Source organism: Rhodanobacter sp. FW510-R10 (assembly GCF_058781105.1).
The window spans coordinates 1,811,397-1,827,054 of record NZ_JBYSWL010000001.1 but is presented as its reverse complement, the minus strand read 5'-3'; the positions used below and the strand labels follow the sequence as shown (position 1 = coordinate 1,827,054).

Below are 15,658 nucleotides of genomic sequence, written 5' to 3'. Positions count from 1 at the left end.
GGCCACGGCGGGGGAGTGCAGCGATGCGCAGCATGCAGGAATGGCTCGACAGCTACAGCGCCGACCACCGCAATCCGGTGAACCAGGTGGCGCACTGGCTGTGCGTGCCGCCCATCGTGTGGGCGGTGATCGCCATGTTGTGGACCGTCCCGGTGCCGGAATCGCAGCTGCGGCCCGGCGCGTGGGCAGTGATGGTCATCGTGCTGTCGTTCTACTGGTACTGGAAGCGCGCCCACCGCCTGGCCGTGGCGCTACTCATCGCCTTTGCGCTCCTGGCGCTGGGCACCCACCTGCTGGCCATGGAGTTCGGCATGCCGACGCTCCTGCGCGCAGCCATCGTGGTGTTCGTCGTGGCCTGGGTTGGCCAGTTCATCGGCCACCACTTCGAGGGGCGCCGGCCCAGCTTCATCACCGACCTGTCGTACCTGCTCATCGGGCCGGCCTGGCTGATGGCCAAGCTGCTGCGCCGGCTCGGCGTGCGGCTGGCCTTGTGACTGCCGTACTCACCATCCTCAGCACCTTGCTCTGGTGGGTGCTGTTCAGCTCCATCGCCGCATTGCCCGCGGCCGGCATCGGCTGGTGCGTGCTGCGCTGGGCCGAACGCAGTGCAGTGGTGTTCAACCGCCTGTACTTCGCCTGCCTGCTGTGGAGCCTGATCGTTTTGGCCACGATCGCGATCGTGGCGGCGGTGGAAGGCCACTTGCAGCCGCCCTACGGGATGTTGCTGCGTTCGGGCCTGCTGCGCCGGGTGCTGGTCCTGGACATGTTGATTGGCGCGCTGCTGGTGTGGCGCCTGACCCCGCGCGCCGACGCGCACCGCCTGCGCCTGGGTAGCGCCTGCCTGGCCGCGGCCATGGTCGCCGCGGTCGGCTTCGGCATCGCCACCACGCTGGCCTGAGCCGGCAGCTCATTCCCCCCGGCGGCGGTTGGCCGCCTGCACGGCGTGGACGAAGCCGGCAAACGGCAAGTCGGTAATTCCCACCAGGCCGATGTGGCTGTTCTCGCCGTCCAGCAGGCGCCCGGTGACCGGCTGGTCGACATACTCGAACCAGTGCGCGCCTACGATCTCGGGATTGGCCGCCGCGGCGGCGAGGAAGCGCGCATACGCCGGCCCGCGTTCGGCCTCGTTGGCCACGGCAACCACGCCATTGCCGAAGGGACCGCGATCAGCCGAGCCGAAGTGGAACTCGCTGATCAGCACCGGCCTGTCCAGCTGCCGCATGGCCGCCGCGTCGAAACCATGCTGCGGGAGGTCCGCATAGATGTTGAAACTGACCACGTCGCAATACTGCGCGCAGGCTGCCACGGCCTCGGGCGTGTTCACCGCGAATCGTCCGCCCAGGAACAGGTGGTGCGCATCATGCCGACGCAGGGCTGCGCGCACCGTGCGGAAATACGTGTCGGCATACAGGCGCAGCCACGCGCTGTAGTCCTCGGCAATGGCCGGATAAGCAGCCGACGGTAATGGGGCCGCGTAGCCGGTGGCCTCCAGTGCCGTCCAGGAGCCCAGCGGGATGCCCCACGCGGCGCCCAGCGTTTCCGGCGCCACGTACTTGTGCCGCAATACGGCAATGAACGCCTGTTTGGCCGGGCTGTGGGCGTCGCCCGCCAGGGTCCCCATGGCCAGGCCCCAGCGTCCCTGCGGACCGGCGCCAGCCCAGGCCAGTTCGTTGTCGGCGAAATAACCGAGCAGCCAGGGGTCCTCCGCCACCCCGGCCGTGGCGCTGGCCGCCGCGGCATCAGCCGCCCGCACGAAACGCGGGTCGAAGGGGTCGGGCATGCGCCCCCAATAGTCGTAGCCGCTGGCGACATTGGCGTAGACGCCGGCAATGTTGATCGAACGCGTATATGGCAGGCGATGCGCCAGCCCAAGGGCGGGGTCGCTCCAGTTGCCAATGGTGTTGAAGCCCCAGGCCTGCAGCCGCCGCAGCGTGCGCCGGCGCCACGCCGCCAGCCAATCGTGGCCATCGACGCGGTACAGGTTGGCGGCATAGAAATCGAACCAACGCCCGTGGTTGTAGCCAACGCCATGGCTGGCCGCCTGATCAGGTGAGCGGCTGTCGCCGCTGCCGTAAAACGCCGCCCAGGCGCCGCTGTCCGGAGGTATATCCTCGAACATGAATTCGCGGCCAGCCACGTAGCTGCGGTCCCCTTCCGCCGCCACCGCGTTCACGCCCAGCGAGAAGAATGCATGCCCGGCCGGAGTCACCAGCTGCCAACGGCCTGCCGCCTTCTGCACATGGAACCAGCCGCTGCGCCCCAGTACCGGGCCGTCCAGCCGTCCGCCGTAGGCATCCACGTGCGACACTGCAGCCTGCCCGCGCGCCAGGGTTGCTTGGTCCGCCGCCTGGGTGGCACGCAACGCCGCCGTCGAGGCGACCTTCTCCGGCCACTGCACGCGCGTGAACTGGCCAAACTGGTCCACGATGCCAGCGTAGGCCGCACGCAGCGTCGACTCGCCAGACGCCACCTCGACGCGGCCAAGCCACAGCGCCTGCGGCGAGGCGGGCCCTGGCATCGCGAGGTCCACGGTGCGCACATGGCGCGGGTCGATCGCGCCCTCGACGCGGGTGGCCAGCAAGATGGGCTGGCCATGCTCGACAAACGGCATCGGCGGCCCGGCCTGCATGCCCTGGCTGCGTGGCGAAGTTGCCTGCAGCGGGATCACCAGGGTCTGCGCGGGGCCGGGCGTCACTCCGACCTGGGTGCGCAGCTGGCCGTCCGCCGCATCGGTGACCACCACGTCCAGGGTGACCGGCCACGCCATGGCATCCTGCACCCGCAGTCGGAGCTCGCCCTGGCCCGACCAATCCCAGCTGCCACGCGCGGCCGCAACCACCATGCGCGGCCGCGTCGCCGCCGCAAACGTGTAGCGGCGCTGGGCCACGCCATCGGCCGCACGCTCCGGCGCGCCAGCGCGCTGCACCTGTTCGAGGCGTATATGCGCGCCCGTCTCCGTGGCCGCCAGATCCGCCACCAGCATCGGCACCGCTGCCGCATGACACACCGCCAGCAGCAGCGCTGCGCCGAGGTACAGGCCGCCCATTGCCCACCACTTGCCTGCTTGCCGCATGCAGGCATTATGCGGCGTGTGACTGAATCGCGGGGTGCCGTCACGGCCCGCGGGGGTTCGGTCGCGGTGTTGTCCAAGCACGCTGGAGCACGCCTCAGCGCCGGCGGCGCCACCACTGCCACAAGTAATACACCGGTACCCCGAGCGCGATGATCACCAGGCTCATGCCCGCATCCCGCGGCGCATGCCAGGCGCTGGCCACGATCACCGCGCACACCGTGAGCATGAAGATGACCGGCAGCAGCGGATACAGCGGCACGCGGTAGCTGACCGGCTCGTCGCGGCAATACTGCCGATACCAGAAGATCGTGCCGACCCCAAAAATGTGTCCCAACCACTCACCCACCGTGGAGTAATTGAGCAGTTGGGCAAAGGTCCCGGAGAGGGTCAGCACGATGGCCCACAGGCCCAGCACGGCGAGCGCCACCTGCGGCGCCCGCGTGCGCGGATCGATACGCGCAGCGGCACGGAAGAACACGCCGTCGGCACTCATGGTCTGCAGCACCCGCGCGCCGCCGGCAATGGCAATGGTGCAGTAGCCGAAGGTGGAACAGGCGATACCGACGGCAATCAGCGTGGCGCCGCGTTCGCCGAGCAGCCTGCGCATCAGGTCCGCCGCCGGCGCGCTGCTGGTCGCCAGGCCGTCCATGCCCAAGCCGGAAAGATAGGCGAGATTGGCCAGCACATAACACACCACCACCCCGACCAGGCCCAGCCCGAGCGCGCGCGGCAACACGCGCTGCGGGTTGCGCACCTCGCCGGCCAGGTCGTTGAGGTAATGGAAACCGCCATAGGAAAACAGCACCGGCAACAAGGCCCCCGCAAACGCCCAGCGCGAAACCGGCTGCGGCGCGGAAGGGGCGGCCCAGGTCAGGCCGGGGTATTTCCCCGCCAGGACCAGGCCGGCGACCACCACCAGGGCGACCGCGGCCAGCTTCAGCACGGCAAAAAGGTTCTGCATGGTGGCGCCGGCGCGGATGCCGAACAGGTTGACGCCGACGATGAAGACGATGGCGCCCACGGCGAATGGCTTGGAGAACACCAGCGGCGGCAGGCCGAGGGCAACGCTCAGGTACTCGGCAAACATCGTGGCCACGGCAGCGACACTGCCCGGATAGTTGACCAGGGCCATCGCCCAGCCGAACAGGAACGCCGGCAGCAAGCCGAAGGCCTCGCGCAGGTAGACGTAGATACCGCCAGCCTGCGGACGCCGCGCACCCAGCTCGGCGTAGACCAGCACCCCGGCCAGGGTCAGCAGCCCGCCCACGACCCACAACACGAGCAGCTCCGCCGCCGAGGCGGTGTTCTGCGCCACCGTGGACGGGGTGAGGAAAATGCCGGCGCCAATGATGCCGCCAATGACGATCATCGCCGCATCCCAGGTGTTCAGGCGGCGGGCATAGTCCTGGTTGGGTGGGCTTGGCATGGCGGCTACCTTGCCATCCGCCATGGGCATGACGCCAGTCCCATGCGTCACGCACGGCACAATCGACTGCTACCATCTGCGCCGGCCAGGGTGCCTGATCCCCGCGTCCGCCCGCGCTTGTGGGAACCCGACTTGTCGGGAAAAAGCCAACACTTACTATCCGGAGCCGCCGCCACGCCCACGTCACCCAGCGCACGCCGCATTGCCTTTGCCACCTCGGCCGAGCTGTCGGCAATCCAGCCCGACGATGCCTACCTCGCCGACTGCCTGCAAGGCCTGGGCGTGACGCCCACCAGTTGCGTGTGGACCGATCCCCACGTGGATTGGACGGCGTTCGATGCCGTGCTGATCCGCACGATCTGGGATTATTTCAAGCGCTACCCGGAATTCCTGGCCTGGCTGGACCGCCTGGACCGGCTTGGCGTGCGCACCATCAACGACAGCCATCTGCTGCGCTGGAACAGCGACAAGCGTTACCTGCTCGACCTGGCCGGTGGTGACGTGGCCATCATCCCCACCCACGTCGCCGCTGCCGACCAGATTGGTGGCGTGCTCGCCTATTTGCGTGGCCAACCGGTGGTGATCAAGCCGGCGGTGAGCGGCGGCGCCTGGCATACGTTGCGCGGCGTTGCCGGCGACGCCGCGCTCGATGACGCCATGGCCGCGCTGCCGGCCAATCTCACCTACCTGGTGCAACCGTTCGTGGCCGAGGTTGCCATCGACGGCGAGTGGTCGCTGGTGTTCATCGCCGGCCGCTACAGCCACGCCGTGTTGAAGCGGCCGGCGCGTGGCGACTACCGGGTGCAACACGAACACGGCGGCAGCACACTGCCAGCCGAGCCGCCGCCCGAGATACGCGCCGCGGCCGAGCGCGCGCTGGCCGCCGTGGCCGGCCTCGGCCACGCCGGACACAGCTATGCGCGGGTGGACGGCGTGCCCAGCCACGGCAGGTTCCTGATCATGGAGCTGGAGCTGCTCGAGCCGTCCTTGTACCTGGCCGGATGTCCCGCTGCCGCCGAGCGCCTCGCCCGGCATCTCGCTGACGCGTTGCGGTGAGTGCCACGCCATGGCCAGCCTGGCCGCGGCTTTCCCGCGTCCGAACTTCTAGAATTGAGCCACCGGCTTGATTGGTTGTCCTGTGGCTGCACCAACCCGCAAGATCCTGCACATCGACATGGACGCGTTCTACGCCGCCGTGGCGCAGCGCGACGACCCAGCGCTGCGCGGCCAGCCGATCGCGGTGGCCTGGCGCAGCACGCGCTCGGTGGTGCTCACCGCCAGCTATGAGGCGCGCAAATTCGGCGTGCACTCGGCCATGCCCTCGGCGCGCGCCGAGCGGCTGTGTCCTCAGTTGATCTTCGTGCCGCCGGATTTCACCCGGTACCACGCCGTATCGCAGCAGATCCGCGCCATCTTCGCCCGGCATACGACACTGATCGAGCCGTTGTCCCTGGACGAGGCCTACCTCGACGTCACCACGCTGGCCAGCGGCCTGCCCTCGGCCACCGCCACTGCCGCGGCGATCCGCGCGGCCATCTGCGCCGAGACCGGGCTGACCGCCTCGGCCGGCGTGGCACCGAACAAGTTCCTGGCCAAGATCGCCTCGGACTGGAACAAGCCGGATGGACTGTGCGTGATCCGCCCGCGCCAGGTGGACGCCTTCCTCGCCCCCTTGCCGGTCGGTCGCCTGCCTGGCGTGGGCAAGGTCACCGAGGCGAGGCTGCACGGCATGGGCATCGACACCGTAGCCGACGTGCGCCGGCACAGCAGCGCCAGCCTGCAGCAGCACTTCGGCCGCTGGGGCCAGCGCCTGCACGAGCTGGCCATGGGACTCGACGAGCGCCCGGTCGAGCCGCACCGCCCGACCCTGCAGATTTCCAGCGAAGACACGTTCGAGCAGGACCTGCCGCTGGATGCCCTGGAGCCGATGATCCGCCGGCTGGCCGAGCACACCTGGGCCAGCTACCGCAAGGAACGCCAGCGCGTTGCCTGTACCGTCGTGTTGAAACTGAAAACCGCTGACTTCCACGTCCTCACGCGCAGCCTCACGCTGGCGGCCGCACCTGCCTCGGCGAGCGAGCTTGGCGACATCGCCTGTGCACTGCGCGAGCGCGTGTCACGGCCGGCCGATTGCCGCTACCGCCTGGTCGGCGTGGGCTTGGGCGGCTTCGTGGACGAAGACCACTACCAATTGCAGCACGGGCTGTTCAAATAGTTTTAAAGGGGGCAGGGCAAATTAAGTGGCAACTCAATTTGTCCCCTCCCCTTTAAGGAAGGTCTGAATAATTGCCGTCATCCCCGCGAGGCGCTCTTCAACAGCCGAAGGCTGGTCAAGCGGGGATCCAGTGAGGTTACGTTGTTGAAATCAAAGACACTGGATTCCCGCTTCCGCGGGAATGACGATCAAGAGCGAATTGTTCAAAGCTTCCTTAAGGCGCGTCCCCTTTGAAGCGCGGCAGGTTCCAGTGGTAGCGCAGCGAGAGGATGCGCAGGCCAATGCATGCCGAGATCGGCAGCCACATGGCCCACAGCGCCGGCCAGCCCGCATACTCGCCAAACACGGCCAGGGTCGCGCCCAGCAGCGCGGCACTGGCATAGATTTCCCGTTGCAGCACCACCGGCACCCGCGCCAGCAGCACATCACGCGCCAGTCCACCGCCAATGGCTGTCACCACGCCCAGCAGGATCGCGACCTCGGCGTTGTGGCCAAATTCCAGGGTCTTGTGCGCCCCGTACACGGCAAACAGCCCCAGCCCCATGGCATCGAACAGGCGCACCGGCGAGGCCAGGCGCTCCACCCACCGATAGGCGCCGATCGTCAGCAGCGCGGCAAACACCGCAGTCGCCAGGTAGCGCCAGTTTGACAGGCCGGCCGGCGGAATCGCACCGATGCACAGGTCGCGCACGACCCCGCCGCCGCAGGCAGTGATATAGGCAATGGCCAGCACGCCGAACAAGTCCAGACCCTGCCGCCGCGCTGCCGTCGCGCCACTGATGGCAAACGCAAACGTGCCGGCGAGATCGACGAGCTCGAACAGCACGCGATCATTCATGGGTGCCACTCACCATTCCAGTACCGTGTCCAGCCCTCGCCGCAGGCCGAGCAGTCCGGGCACCTTGCGGATCGCCAGCAACGCCCCGTCCACGTAAGGTTGCGCGCTGCTGCCAGCGTCGTGGCGCAAGGTCAGGGTCTGGTCCGGCAGGCCGAAGATCGCCTCGGCGCCAATCACGAAACCCGGCAGGCGCACCGCATGCACCTGACTACCGGCCAGGGTGCCGCCACGCGTCTCGCGCAGACCCACGGTCTGCTCCAGTGGAACCTGCAACTGTGGTTGGCGCACCCGGCCAAGGCGGGTCGCCAGCTCGCGCACGGTGCCGCTGGGTGCATCGGGCTTGGTGGCCGAGGCATAGTCGATCAACTCCCACTGCGGGATGAGTTTGGCGGCCATTTCCGCAAACTTGATCAACAGCGCCGCGGTCAACGCGAAGTTCCCGCAGGCCAGCACGCCAAGCCCACGCTCGCGGGCCGCCGCATCGATCACCGCGTAATCCGCGTCGTTCAGGCCCGAGCTGCCGACCACCACATGGGCACCATGCTCCAGCGCGGCCAGGATGTTCGACTTCGCGCGGTCCGGACCGGTGTATTCGACGAACACGTCGCAATGTGCGGCCGCCAGCGCCTCGGCGGCACTGGCGAAGACGGGTGCCTGCAGGTGCGGCTCACCAAGCACGTCCGCCAGCTGCCGCCCGGCGTGCCGGCGACCGACCGCAGCCACCAGCTCCAGGTCATCAGCCAGCGCCATGCCGCGGACCAAGGCGGAGCCGGCCCAGCCGGTGGCACCGGCGACGCATACCTTCAGGGACATGACCACCTCGCATAGCTCAGGATGTCGCGGTTGGTGCTGCGCGAGCCTCGCCGTGACCGGGACCTGGCTGTATTCCAGCGTACGGCCCGTGCACGTGGCAAGCCAGCGCCGGCGCCATGCCGCTCATTTCCGCTGCGGCAGGTACAAGTCGGTGATGCTGCCTTCCCGGATCTCCGCGGCCATGCCCACCGACTCGCCCAGCGTGGGGTGCGGATGCACGGTCAGCGCGATGTCGGCCGCCTCGCTACCCATCTCGATGGCCAGGGCCACTTCGGAAATAAGGTCGCCGGCATGCACGCCGACGATGCCGCCGCCGACCACGCGGTTGGTCTCCCCGTCGAACAGCAACTTCGTGAAACCCTCGCTGCGGCCCATGCCCAGCGCGCGTCCGCTCGCTGACCACGGGAACTTGGCGACCTTGACCTCGATCTGCTTGTCCTTGGCTTCGCGTTCGGTCACGCCCACCCACGCCACCTCCGGGTCGGTGAAGGCGACCGAGGGGATGACCCGCGCATCGAAGTGGCTCTTGCGGCCGGCAACCGCCTCGGCTGCAACGTGCGCCTCGTGGGTGGCCTTGTGCGCCAGCATGGGCTGGCCGACCAGGTCGCCAATGGCGTAGATGTGCGGCACGTTGGTGCGCATTTGCGTGTCGACCGCGATGAAACCGCGCTCGCTCACCGTCACCCCGGCCTGCTCCGCGCCGATGCGCTTGCCATTCGGCGCCCGCCCGACGCTGACCAGGACGCGGTCGAACACCGTGGTCTCGGGCACGCTTGCGCCTTCGTACGCGACCTCGATACCCTGCTTGGTGGCTTTCGCGGCCACGACCTTGGTCTTGAGATGCACACCACCCTGCAGGCGCTTGCCCAGACGCTGGGCCAGCGGCCTGACCAGGTCGGCATCAGCCGCGGGGATCAGCTGGTCCATGAACTCGACCACGGTCACCGCGCTGCCCAGCGCGGCATAGACGGTGGCCATTTCCAGGCCGATGATGCCGCCGCCGACCACCAGGAGCTTGGCCGGTACGTCCGGCAGGTCCAGCGCACCGGTGGAATCGACCACACGCGGGTCGTCCCAGGGGAAGATCGGCAAGCGCACCGATTGCGAGCCGGCCGCGATGATCGCATGCCCGAAGCGCACCAGCTTCCTGCCTTCAGCCGTCTGGACTTCCAGTTCGTGCGGCGAGACGAACTTTCCTTCGCCCTGCACGACGCGCACCTTGCGCTGCTTGGCCATCGTGGCGAGACCGCCGGTGAGCTTGCCGACCACCTCGTCCTTGAATCCGCGCAGTTTGTCCAGGTCGAGCTTGGGCTTGCCGAAGCTGACGCCATGCGCAGCCATTGCCGCCGCCGCGTCGATGACCTCGGCAGCGTGCAACAACGCCTTGGAGGGAATGCAGCCGACATTCAGGCACACCCCGCCCAGGGCGGCGTAGCGCTCGACCAGCACGGTGTCCACGCCCAGGTCGGCGGCGCGGAATGCAGCGCTATAGCCGCCAGGGCCGGAGCCCAGCACGACCAGTCCACACTCGATGTCGGCCTGGCGCCCGGAGGCCGCCGCGGCAGCGGTGGGCGCCGTGGGCGCTTTACCCTCTCCTCCGGGGAGAGGGTGCCCCGCAGGGGCGGGTGGGGGTGCGGCCGGAGCGGTGGGTTCGGCTCTGGCCGGACCCTCTCCCCTCGCCGCTCTCCCGGAGGTAGAGGGGGGCGCGGCGGCGGTAGGGCTGCCGGCATCGGAGGCCTCCAGCACCGCAATGACGCTGCCCTCGTCCACTTCGTCGCCAACCTTGACGCGTACTTCCTTGATCACGCCTGCCGCGCTCGATGGGATCTCCATCGTTGCCTTGTCCGATTCCAGCGTGGCCAGGCCCTGCTCTTTCTCCACCGTGTCGCCAGGCTTCACCAGCACCTCGATCACCGGCACCTTGTTGTGTCCGCCAATGTCGGGAACCTTGATTTCAATGGTGCGGGCCATGCTTGTCTCCTTTGCGGCGAATGTCAGCGCGCGGCATCCGGCGCCTGGCGGGTAAGGTCTTGCTCCGGTGCCGATGGCGGCCCCGTGGCCGCAGCGGCGTCGCGTGGCGCGGGATCGCCGGGCTTGCCGGCGACCAGCGCAGATGCGGCCTCGCCACCGGCAGCCCAGCCGGTGACACGCACCTCGCGCTGCGGCAGCGGTATCACGATCCCGTATTTGTCCAGCGCCGCATGCAAGGCCCAATTATAGGCGGCCAGCACCCGGCCAACCCGGCGCGTCGCCGTGGCGTCAAGCCATATCACCAGCTCGAAGTCCAGGGAGAACTCGCCAAAGCCGGTCAGCCAGACGTCGGGCGCCCGCGGGCCTTCCAGGGTTACGGTGTAGGGCACCGCGGCGGCAGCCTCGAGGGCAGCCTGCTTGACGCGTTCGCGGTCACTGCCGTAAGCCACGCGGAACGGGATCCGCTGCCGCCGCGCCACTTCGCGCAAGGTCCAGTTGACCACCCGCCCGTTCACGAACTCCGAATTCGGCACCAGGATGTCGATGTTGTCGTTGGTGCTGACCAGGGTGGCGCGCATGCGGATTTCGCGCACATGCCCGTGCACGCCGGAGGCCAGGTCGACGAAGTCGCCGACTTTCAGGCTGCGGTCGAACAGCAGGATCAGGCCACAGACAAAATTGTTGAAAATGGATTGCAGGCCAAAGCCGAGCCCGACACCGAGCGCGCCGGCAAACAAGCCCAACTGCGTCATCGGGATGCCGGCCACGCCGAGTGCCCAGAGCACACCGACCACGAGCAGCAGGTAATGCAGCGTGCGCTCGACCATGTACAGCGTGGACTGGTTCACATGCTGGTTGCGCGCACCAAAGCGCCGCAGCAGGCGTTTGGACAGCGCCATGCCGAACAGGAACAGTACGAACAACAACACCGCGCCAAGCACGGAGCCAACCGTCACTTCGGTGCCGCCAACCTTGAAACCCAGATCCAGCCAGCCTTCCACCCGGCCGAGCGCGCGCTGCAAGGCAACCGGCGGCGCCAGGGCCGCGGCGAGGCTGGCAGTGGCCGGGAAACCCACGCGCGGACCGTTACAACAGCAGGCGGCGGATGTCACCGAGCCGGGCGGCGAGGAATACGGCAAAGCGCGCCGCCAGCGCGCCGTCGATGACGCGGTGGTCGTAGGACAACGACAGCGGCAGGATCAGGCGTGGCGCAAATTTCCTGCCGTTCCACACCGGCTTGAGCGTGGCCTTGCTGACGCCCAGGATGGCCACTTCCGGCGCATTGACAATCGGGGTGAAATACGTGCCACCAATGCCGCCAAGCGAGCTGATGGAGAAACAGCCTCCGGACATTTCGGCTGGGCCGAGCTTCTTCTCGCGCGCCTTCCTGGAGATTTCCCCGAGCTCCTTGGCCAGCTCGAGCAGGCCCTTGCGGTCGGCGTCACGGATGACCGGCACCACCAGGCCATCCGGCGTGTCCACGGCAATGCCAATATGGAAATACTTCTTCAGGATCAACCGCTCGCCACTGGCGTCGAGCGAGGCATTGAATTGCGGGTACGCCTTGAGCGCCGCCACCACGGCCTTGATCTGGAACACCAATGGGCTGATCTTCAGCTCCGGATGCTCGGCGCCAAGCTGCTTGCGAAACGCCTCCAGCTCGGTGATGTCGGCGTCTTCATGCTGGGTGACATGCGGGATCATGGCCCAGTTGCGCGCCAGGTTGGCGCCGGAAATCTTCTGGATGCGCGACAGCGCCCGCTCCTCGATCTCGCCGAACTTGGCAAAGTCGATTTGCGGCCAGGGCAACAGGTTCAAACCGGCGCCCCCCGCCACCGCGCCGGCCTGTGGACGAGCTCCCGAAGCCAGCGCATGCTTGACATAGGCACTCACGTCCTCGCGCAGGATGCGGCCGCCGCGCCCCGAGCCCCTGACCTGGCTGACGTCCACGCCCAGCTCGCGCGCGAATGCACGCAGCGCCGGACTGGCGTAGGGGACGTCGCCCGGCATGACGATCGCGGCATCGAACGGCGGGCGCGGATGCGGTGCCTCGCCATGCTCCGGGGCAGGAGTGGGCGCGACCTTTGCAGCCTCGGGCAGCTCGGCCTGGGCGGCCGGTACCGGTGTTTCGGCGGCTGGCGCCGGGCTGCTGGTCTCGGCCGCGGCGACCTTGGCCGGCTGGGCCGGGGCCGCGGGCGCGGCGGATTGCGCCGGCGCCGGCTTGCCAGCGCCGCCTTCGCCCTCCGCCTCGATCAGGGCGATGAGCGTGCCCTCGGACACGGTATCGCCTACCTTGACCTTGACCTCCTTGACCACACCGGCGACCGGCGCCGGAACATCCATGGTCGCCTTGTCCGATTCCAGCGTGATCAGGCCCTGCTCGCGCTCGACGCGGTCGCCGACCTTGATCATCACCTCGATCACCGGCACATCGGCATGGCCTACATCGGGAACCGTGACCTGCTTGAGTTCAGCCATGAAACACTCCTGCAATGGCATTGACGCACCGCGCACCGGCGGCAGCAAACTTGGGTCATCACACCAGGTCGCGAAAGGACCGGCAGGCATGGCATCCCGCATGCCGGCATCCCGGCAGCCTTCAATGTGTCGGGCAGCAACACATCGCACACGCCGGCCCGGTTGTCATCGGCCCCCGGGCAGACACCACCCCGCCCATCATAGCGAAGCCGCCAGCGGCGCGCCCGGAAAACCGCCGGCACCGCCAGTCCTCTCGCGGCATGCTGCAGAGCGCGCGTAAGCGTCAGCCGGGCCGTGGCGCCGAAACCGCATCGGCGGAGGCCTCGCCTGGGGGCGGGAAGATGCTGCGCGCGGGAATCGCAAACGGCACCCGCATCGCCTCGAGCTGCCCCATGATCCGCAGGTTCACCCGCTGCTGGATGTCGCAATACAAGCTGTAGTCCGGCGACAGCACGTAATACACGAACTCGAAGTCGTAGCCATACTCGCCAAACCCGGTCAGGTGGCCGCGATCGAACCGGACTTGCGGCTCCGCCTGGATGAACGCACGCGTCTGCGCGACGATCGTCTGCACCTGGTCGCTGGATGTGCCATACGGTACACAAAAGCCGAACACCACGCGACGCTGCGTCATGCGGCTGTAGTTGTGGATCAGCTTCTTGAGCAGATCGGCATTGGAAATCACCAGTTGCTCGCCAGAGGTCGAGGCGATCCGCGTCGTCTTCACCCCGACGTCGACGACCGTCCCGGAATCGTCGTCAAAGGCAATCGCGTCGCCCACCTCGAACGGCTTGTCCAGACCAATCGCCACCGAGGCAAACAGGTCGCCAAGGATGTTCTGCAGCCCCAGCGCTATGGCAATGCCGCCCACCCCAAGGCTGGCCACGAACGCGGTGATGTTGATACCGACGTTGGCCATGAACGCCAGCAGCAGCATCGACCAGATCAGGATCTGTGCGGCCCAGGTCAACATGTTCAGGAACACCGGACTGATCCGCTTGCTGCTTGTGGCGTCCGTGCGTTGCAGCCAATGGCGGATCAGGGCGTTCGCCCACAATGCCAACTGCAGCCCGCACAACGCGAACAGCAGATGCTCCAACCAGATGTTGGCCTTGGTGCTCGCATGCAGGAACTTGCCTGCGATTGCCAGCGCCAGCAGCAGCACCAGCCAATATCGCGTGGCCGCGAGCAAAGCCAACAACAATGCCGGCACCGCGCGGCCCGTCTCGGCATGCCGGCGCCGCACACGGGCGCTCAACAGGTGCAGCAGGCCAGCCACCAGCAGGAAGCCCAACAGCGCGCCACCAAGCACAAGCACCCACAACAGGAGCGAGTTGCCAGCAAACCTGGTGTGCTCAAGCCAATCGAACATGCGCCTTCGCTCTCCTTGGTCCTGATTCGACGAGTGGTGGTGCCTGCGGGCGCGCCGCTCGAACGCTCGCGGCAGGCCCGAGGGCGTCAACGTGGCGCCGAAACCCGGCGCGACCGGGGCACGGTGGCGAGTGCAAGCCTAGAGGCCTGGACAGTGCGAACGCAAACCCGGACCGCAGCAGTGCCGTAGCGAAGCCGCGGGGGAGATTACTGGCGCCGATCCTGGATGTCGCCGACGTGGCCGTCGACGATGGTGATCGTGGTCACGTGGTCGCCGCGCCGGTATTGCCAACGTTCGCCACCCTCATGGGCGTTAATCACACGGACGCGACCGCGACCGCGGCCGCGTGCTGCGGAAGAGGCGCTGCGCGGGCGAAATTTCCGCGAGGGCTGGCCGAGCAACTCGACGACGCGCATGGCGCTGTCCCCCGCGGTGAGCACCTGGTTGCCGACGCGCAAGGTCCCGGACGCCCACGCCACACCCACATGGCCCAGTGCCAGCAGCAACAACCAGACCCAGACTTGCCTGCGCATGACCCTGCTCCCGCTCGCCGATCGTCGCGCGATCGCCGGCAGTGATCTTGCCCAGCGCGCGCGCACCGGCCAAGGCCGGCTACGCCACGCGCCCGCGGGCGCGCTCCGGTTTGCCTGTCAGCCGATACCGCCGGTGCGTCGGAGCCTCGAAGCCGGCTGCTCAGGAACCGCGCTCGAGAAGTTGCAGCGGTCGGCCCTGCCCGTCCTGCCAGCCCTGCTGCAAGTCCAGCAAGCGCTGCACCGACGGGCACAAGGCGGCAACTGCCGGCCGCAAGACCTGCGTTTGCTGGTGCAGGCGCGTTTGCAGGCCGGTGGCCACGCCGACGGCACGGTCACGCAAGGCCAGCGCTTCTTGCGTATCACCTTCGGCCATGGCCTGCAGAGCCTGCTGGCCAAGATCGGCGCCAATCGTGGGTAGCAGGTCGGCGCTGAGTTCGGTCGCATATTGCTCGAACGCCGAACCATGCCAATCCTTGGTGCTCTGGCTGGTCGCAATGCGCTGTTTCACGCTGCTCGCGTGCGCCGCCAGCCGCCGGTCCAGTTCGTCGCGACTGGCATTGGCCAGGCCGAGGCCGGCGATTTCGTCACGCACCGATTGGGTGGCCAGATCCACCCCGCGTTCTGCCACCGCGCGCACCCGTGGCACCAAGGCGCGCACGGTGCGTTCGAACGCCTGCACCCGGTCCGGCTGCCCGCCGGCGGCGTGGACCGACACGCCATCGACGCGCAGCACGCCCTCGCCAACGACAACGCGGGTCGGCTCCGGCGTTGCGCGCTCGAACACCAGTTGTCGCGGCTGCAGCGTCAAGTCATAACTGCTGCTGGCCTGGCAGGTCGCGGCCAGGTCTTGCGCATGCAGCGGCAGGGCCACGCCCACGCACAGCAGGCACAACGGCAGGAAAGAGAAAAACGGCCATGGACGCATCGCATGCGCTCCGC

At 67.9% G+C, this 15,658-nt stretch carries 14 protein-coding genes; 4 read left to right on the top strand and 10 right to left on the bottom strand.

Annotation, left to right across the window (positions count from 1 at the left end; genetic code table 11):
- Nucleotides 1-23 precede the first annotated feature (23 nt).
- Nucleotides 24-494, top strand: a complete 471-nt coding sequence (locus tag AC3WJB_RS07890) for an Mpo1 family 2-hydroxy fatty acid dioxygenase (protein WP_492680363.1) — start codon at nucleotides 24-26, stop codon at nucleotides 492-494.
- On the top strand, nucleotides 491-898 hold the full coding sequence (locus tag AC3WJB_RS07885; RefSeq protein ID WP_492680361.1) for a hypothetical protein: 408 nt from the start codon (nucleotides 491-493) through the stop codon (nucleotides 896-898). The genes AC3WJB_RS07890 and AC3WJB_RS07885 overlap by 4 nt, the downstream gene beginning before the upstream one ends.
- A 9-nt stretch (nucleotides 899-907) precedes the next feature.
- Here AC3WJB_RS07885 and AC3WJB_RS07880 read toward each other — a convergent pair whose 3' ends face one another.
- The gene (locus AC3WJB_RS07880) at nucleotides 908-3,073 is read right to left on the bottom strand and encodes a beta-agarase (RefSeq protein ID WP_492680359.1); all 2,166 of its coding nucleotides are present in this window, start codon (nucleotides 3,071-3,073) and stop codon (nucleotides 908-910) included.
- 94 nt (nucleotides 3,074-3,167) lie between these two features.
- Nucleotides 3,168-4,499: an APC family permease gene (locus tag AC3WJB_RS07875; protein ID WP_492680357.1), complete on the bottom strand. Its 1,332-nt coding sequence runs from the start codon at nucleotides 4,497-4,499 to the stop codon at nucleotides 3,168-3,170.
- Between the two features lie 132 nt (nucleotides 4,500-4,631).
- Between AC3WJB_RS07875 and AC3WJB_RS07870 the strand changes: the two genes are divergently transcribed.
- The gene (locus AC3WJB_RS07870) at nucleotides 4,632-5,555 is read left to right on the top strand and encodes an ATP-grasp domain-containing protein (RefSeq protein WP_492680355.1); all 924 of its coding nucleotides are present in this window, start codon (nucleotides 4,632-4,634) and stop codon (nucleotides 5,553-5,555) included.
- Between the two features lie 82 nt (nucleotides 5,556-5,637).
- Entirely contained in the window at nucleotides 5,638-6,714 is a 1,077-nt protein-coding gene (dinB, locus tag AC3WJB_RS07865) for a DNA polymerase IV (RefSeq protein WP_492680353.1), read from the top strand.
- A 214-nt stretch (nucleotides 6,715-6,928) separates the two neighbouring features.
- Here dinB and AC3WJB_RS07860 read toward each other — a convergent pair whose 3' ends face one another.
- The 8 genes from AC3WJB_RS07860 to AC3WJB_RS07825 form a co-directional block, all read right to left on the bottom strand.
- Nucleotides 6,929-7,552, bottom strand: a complete 624-nt coding sequence (locus AC3WJB_RS07860) for a trimeric intracellular cation channel family protein (protein ID WP_492680351.1) — start codon at nucleotides 7,550-7,552, stop codon at nucleotides 6,929-6,931.
- 9 nt (nucleotides 7,553-7,561) lie between these two features.
- Nucleotides 7,562-8,365: a 4-hydroxy-tetrahydrodipicolinate reductase gene (dapB, locus tag AC3WJB_RS07855; RefSeq protein ID WP_492680349.1), complete on the bottom strand. Its 804-nt coding sequence runs from the start codon at nucleotides 8,363-8,365 to the stop codon at nucleotides 7,562-7,564.
- A 123-nt stretch (nucleotides 8,366-8,488) separates the two neighbouring features.
- Entirely contained in the window at nucleotides 8,489-10,336 is a 1,848-nt protein-coding gene (gene lpdA / locus AC3WJB_RS07850) for a dihydrolipoyl dehydrogenase (protein WP_492680347.1), read from the bottom strand.
- A gap of 23 nt (nucleotides 10,337-10,359) precedes the next feature.
- On the bottom strand, nucleotides 10,360-11,412 hold the full coding sequence (locus tag AC3WJB_RS07845; protein WP_492680345.1) for a mechanosensitive ion channel family protein: 1,053 nt from the start codon (nucleotides 11,410-11,412) through the stop codon (nucleotides 10,360-10,362).
- Between the two features lie 10 nt (nucleotides 11,413-11,422).
- Complete coding sequence (locus AC3WJB_RS07840) at nucleotides 11,423-12,814, bottom strand: dihydrolipoyllysine-residue acetyltransferase (protein ID WP_492680343.1); 1,392 nt, start codon at nucleotides 12,812-12,814, stop codon at nucleotides 11,423-11,425.
- 283 nt (nucleotides 12,815-13,097) lie between these two features.
- On the bottom strand, nucleotides 13,098-14,186 hold the full coding sequence (locus AC3WJB_RS07835; protein WP_492680341.1) for a mechanosensitive ion channel family protein: 1,089 nt from the start codon (nucleotides 14,184-14,186) through the stop codon (nucleotides 13,098-13,100).
- A 206-nt stretch (nucleotides 14,187-14,392) separates the two neighbouring features.
- Nucleotides 14,393-14,719, bottom strand: a complete 327-nt coding sequence (locus AC3WJB_RS07830; protein WP_492680339.1) for a DUF2845 domain-containing protein — start codon at nucleotides 14,717-14,719, stop codon at nucleotides 14,393-14,395.
- A 160-nt stretch (nucleotides 14,720-14,879) separates the two neighbouring features.
- Entirely contained in the window at nucleotides 14,880-15,644 is a 765-nt protein-coding gene (locus AC3WJB_RS07825) for a DUF2884 family protein (RefSeq protein WP_492680337.1), read from the bottom strand.
- Nucleotides 15,645-15,658 lie beyond the last annotated feature (14 nt).